Annotated in this window: 2 protein-coding genes; one reads left to right on the forward strand and one right to left on the reverse strand. The window is 43.3% G+C overall.

The features are described 5' to 3' along the window. Window positions 1–126: 126 nt before the first annotated feature. Window positions 127–2922: a M16 family metallopeptidase gene (locus tag AC4E96_RS13880; RefSeq protein ID WP_490256251.1), complete on the reverse strand. Its 2796-nt coding sequence runs from the start codon at window positions 2920–2922 to the stop codon at window positions 127–129. 251 nt (window positions 2923–3173) lie between these two features. Between AC4E96_RS13880 and metK the strand changes: the two genes are divergently transcribed. Next, window positions 3174–4325: a methionine adenosyltransferase gene (metK, locus tag AC4E96_RS13885; protein ID WP_488034218.1), complete on the forward strand. Its 1152-nt coding sequence runs from the start codon at window positions 3174–3176 to the stop codon at window positions 4323–4325. The last annotated feature ends 65 nt before the right edge of the window (window positions 4326–4390 follow it).

The following is a 4390-nucleotide window of genomic DNA, read 5'->3' on the forward strand; positions in this document are numbered from 1 at the left end:
ATAGTGGTTTATCAGCCCCAAGTTTAAATCAGGATTAAACTCGAGGCTGACAACTCACTTTAAGAGGAATAAAGGGCCGAAGCCCTTTTGACTTTTTATGACAAAGTCTAAGCTGCTAAAACTGAGTTACTTCTGAGCTTCTTTCACTTTCGCCCAGTCACCAGCAGCAAATACATTTAAGTCTTTGCGAGCGATGTGCTTAGCAAACGCTGCATTGACTTGTTCAACGTTAAGCTGCTGCAGTTTGTCTTGGTACTCTTTGAACCAACGAATATCGCGATCCATTTTCTTGTTACCATTTAACATACGAGCAATATAGCTTTCGTTTGACCAAGTCACACGTTGTGACTTAAGCGCCCCGTCGATGGCATCTTTTACTTCTTTTTCACTGAAACCATTGTCTAGAACTTTCTGTACTTCTTCTTTGTACGCTTCAACGACTAGCTTCATGTTCTCCGGTGCCGCAATTGCTGACATATAGAACATACCGCGTTCTTCGTCGTACTGAAGACCAAGACCAGAGCCAGTGCCGTAGCTGTAACCTTCTTTAACACGAATACGCTGCATCAAACGAGAGGCAAAACCACTACCACCAAAGATTTGGTTGGCAATGTACGCCGCGTGATAATCAGGGTGTTGTGGGTTTAGGTCAACAACGTGAGCAATGAATAATTGAGCATTGGCTTTATCTGGTGTTTCAAGCCACATATCAAGGCCAGATACATCATTGTACTCAGTTTTCATTTCGACGTATTCTTTCGAACCTTTAAAGCCACCAAAACGCGCTTCTAAATCGTTTGAAATAGCAGCTGGTTCAACGTCACCTACTACCGCAACATAGCCATTGCTCGAGTCAAACAATGACTTGTGCAACATTTTCAAACGGTCTTGATTTACCGCTTTCAATCCTTCGATTTCTTCATCAAGCGATTTAAACGCTAATGGGTGACCTTTTTCTGTGCCATCTAATGCTTTTTGCAATGCGCGAAGAGCGACGGCGCGCGGCTCACTGCGGTTCATTTCTAGACGAGTGATCAACGCTTTGCGGTCAATCTCAATCTCTGACTCTTCAAACTTAGGGTTGCTCATAATTTCTTGAACAAAAGTAAGCGTCTCAGCAAGGTTTTCTTTCACACCTTTAATCGACACATTTACTTCACCTAGCGTGCGCGTTGAAACAGATACCGATGCTTTTAAGGCATCAAGTTTAGAAGCGATGTCTTCTTTGCTATACATTTTTGAACCGCTGAATAGCATGCCACCAAGCATTTTAAAGTCAGCTTCATAACCTTTTAATGCTTCTTTGTTGCCCACTGGGAAGGTCATTGCGATATGAACTTCACCGGCACGTAACTTCTTAGGATAAACACTGACTTTCGTGCCAGATTTCCACTCAAATTCTTGTAGACGCGCTAATACGTTTTCAACTGAGTTGTCATAAACTTCACCAGCTTCAACTTCTTTACGGCCTTTATAATCAGCTAAGATTTCAGAAATATCTTTTGCTTCTGAGATCTCCGCACGAACAGGATCTTTGGTTGGGATAAAGCGCCCGATCGTGCGGTTACTCGAAACAAAGTATTTGTCAGCAACGCGCTGTACATCTTCTGCCGTTACTTTTTCGACTAAATCACGGAAATAGAAAATATAACGATAGTCACCCATCGCAATAAACTCTGACAATTCCATGCCTACGCCGGTTACATTTCGAAGCGACTCTTCTGTGTCTTTCAAAATTGCTGCTTTCGCTGTCGCAACTTCATCAGCGGTCAACTTGTTGTTTTTCAGGTCTTCAACCATCGAAATAAGAACCGATTCCATTTCAGCCGTATCAGTGCCTTTCATACCCTGAGCCAAAACAGTAAACGTTGAAGGATCTTTTAATAGGTAAGAATACGCATAGGCACCCGTTGCAATACCAGGCTCAACCATTTTCTTCTGCATACGGCCACGTGCGCTGTCAGACAATACTTTCGCCAGTACTTGAATTGCAGGCGTATCTTCGTGAAGTGCCGATGGCACGTGATAAGTCGCAGCAATCATGGGAACATCGCCAGTACGACGTAAATTCACTTCGCGCTCACCGTCTTGTGTCGGTTCAACCGTATAAAGCGGCTCGATTGGTGTTTCTGGTTGCTTTAATTTACCAAATGTTTTTTCGATTAACTCGATAGCCTTGTCTTTTTCAAAACGGCCAGCAAGTGTCAAAACGGCATTATCTGGACGGTAATGTTTTTTGTAGAACGCGCGTAATTTATCAAATGGGAAGTTTTCAACGTCTGAGCGAGCGCCAATCGTTGAATTGGCATAGTTGTGCCACAAATATGCCGTCGAAGCCAAACGTGAAGAGAGCATACGGAAAGGATTGTTCTCACCGCGTTCCATCTCGTTGCGAACAACCGTCATTTCAGACTCTAATTGCTCTTCGGTAAAGGTCGCGTTAACCATACGGTCCGCTTCCATACCCAATGCCCACTCCAAGTTTTTCTCATCGTACTCAAACAACTCAAAATAGTTGGTGCGGTCTAACCACGTCGTCGCGTTAACACGCATACCACGCTTATTAAATTCTTTATCAATGTCTTTATAGCTTGTAGAGCCCTTAAACAACATATGCTCTAACAAATGCGCCATACCTGTTTCGCCGTAGTTCTCATGAACCGAACCGACACGATAGGTAATATTAACTAACGTTTTTGGTTGTGCAGAATCTGGATACAACAACACTTTCATACCATTAGATAAAGTGTATTCTTGAATACCTTCTACACTGCGCACAAATTCCATTTTTGCATTAGCAACAGCAACTTCTGGTGCAGTTGAAGATTGAGTCGCAGAACAGCCCGTCAGTGCAACAAACATAGCTGACGCTATCACTGTTTTGGTAAATCTTGATTTTTGACCAGTGGCAAATAACTTCATTCGAAGTAGCTCCCTGTAATTGTTATTAGATCTCTTGATTAGAGCGCTATTTATAACAAATAAAGGCCTAAAAGCTAATTCTCAACATGTAACAAGTTATTAATAAATTGTGCGCCAAATAGACAAAAACCAAGGGCTGTAAACATAACTGGTCAGTTTAGACGTCTAGGCGTAAAAAAGTATTAGGCAAAAGCACCCGTTATGGCTTAAAATTACCCGACTAAATTTTTCAAAACCTAGAGAGTGGCTTAATGGCAAAACATTTATTCACATCAGAATCTGTATCTGAAGGTCATCCGGATAAAATTGCAGACCAAATTTCTGACGCAGTGTTAGACGCAATTTTGGAACAAGACCCAAAAGCACGTGTTGCTTGTGAAACTTACGTAAAAACAGGAATGGTAATGGTCGGTGGTGAAATCACTACATCGGCTTGGGTAGACATCGAAGAGCTAACTCGAAATACCGTTCGTGAAATTGGTTATGTTCATTCAGACATGGGCTTTGATGCAGATTCATGTGCTATCTTAAACACCATTGGTAAACAATCTCCAGACATCAACCAAGGTGTTGACCGTCAAGACCCAGCCGAGCAAGGCGCGGGCGACCAAGGCTTAATGTTCGGTTACGCATGTAACGAAACTGACGTTTTAATGCCGGCACCAATCGAATACTCACACCGCTTAGTTAAGCGCCAAGCAGAAGTTCGTAAAAACGGTACATTGCCATGGTTGCGCCCTGATGCAAAATCACAGGTGACATTTGCATACGAAAACGGCAAGCCAGTAGGCATAGACGCAGTTGTTTTATCAACTCAACACTGTGACACTATTTCCCAGAACGACCTAATTGAAGCCGTTCGTGAAGAAATCATCAAGCCAGTACTTCCGTCAGAATGGCTAAATGACAAAACCAAATTCTTCATCAACCCAACAGGCCGATTCGTTATCGGTGGTCCAATGGGTGACTGTGGTCTTACTGGTCGTAAGATCATCGTTGACACATACGGCGGTATGGCACGTCACGGCGGTGGTGCATTCTCTGGTAAAGATCCATCAAAAGTTGACCGTTCAGCAGCATACGCAGCTCGTTACGTAGCGAAAAACCTAGTTGCGGCAGGCCTTGCCGACAAAGCTGAAATCCAAGTTTCTTACGCAATCGGCGTTGCAGAGCCAACGTCTATCAGTGTTGAAACTTTTGGTACAAGTAAGTTAGAAGAAGACAAACTAATCGAACTAGTGCGTCGTCACTTCGATTTACGTCCACACGGTCTAATCCAAATGCTTGACCTTGAGCGCCCTATCTATAAAGGCACAGCGGCTTATGGTCACTTTGGTCGCGATGAGTTCCCTTGGGAGCGTACAGACAAGGTTGAGGCGTTACGCGCTGACGCTGGTTTGTAATTTCGACTGCAATTCAAAGTTGATTCAATGAAAAAGGACGCTTCGGTGTCCTTTTTTGTGGCTGA

This window comes from Psychrosphaera sp. (assembly GCF_982872775.1).

Coding starts and splice junctions, on each gene's coding strand:
- AC4E96_RS13880 (WP_490256251.1), bottom strand. CDS start 2,922: ATGAAGTTATTTGCCACTGGTCAAAAATCAAGATTTACCAAAACAGTG.
- metK (WP_488034218.1), top strand. CDS start 3,174: ATGGCAAAACATTTATTCACATCAGAATCTGTATCTGAAGGTCATCCG.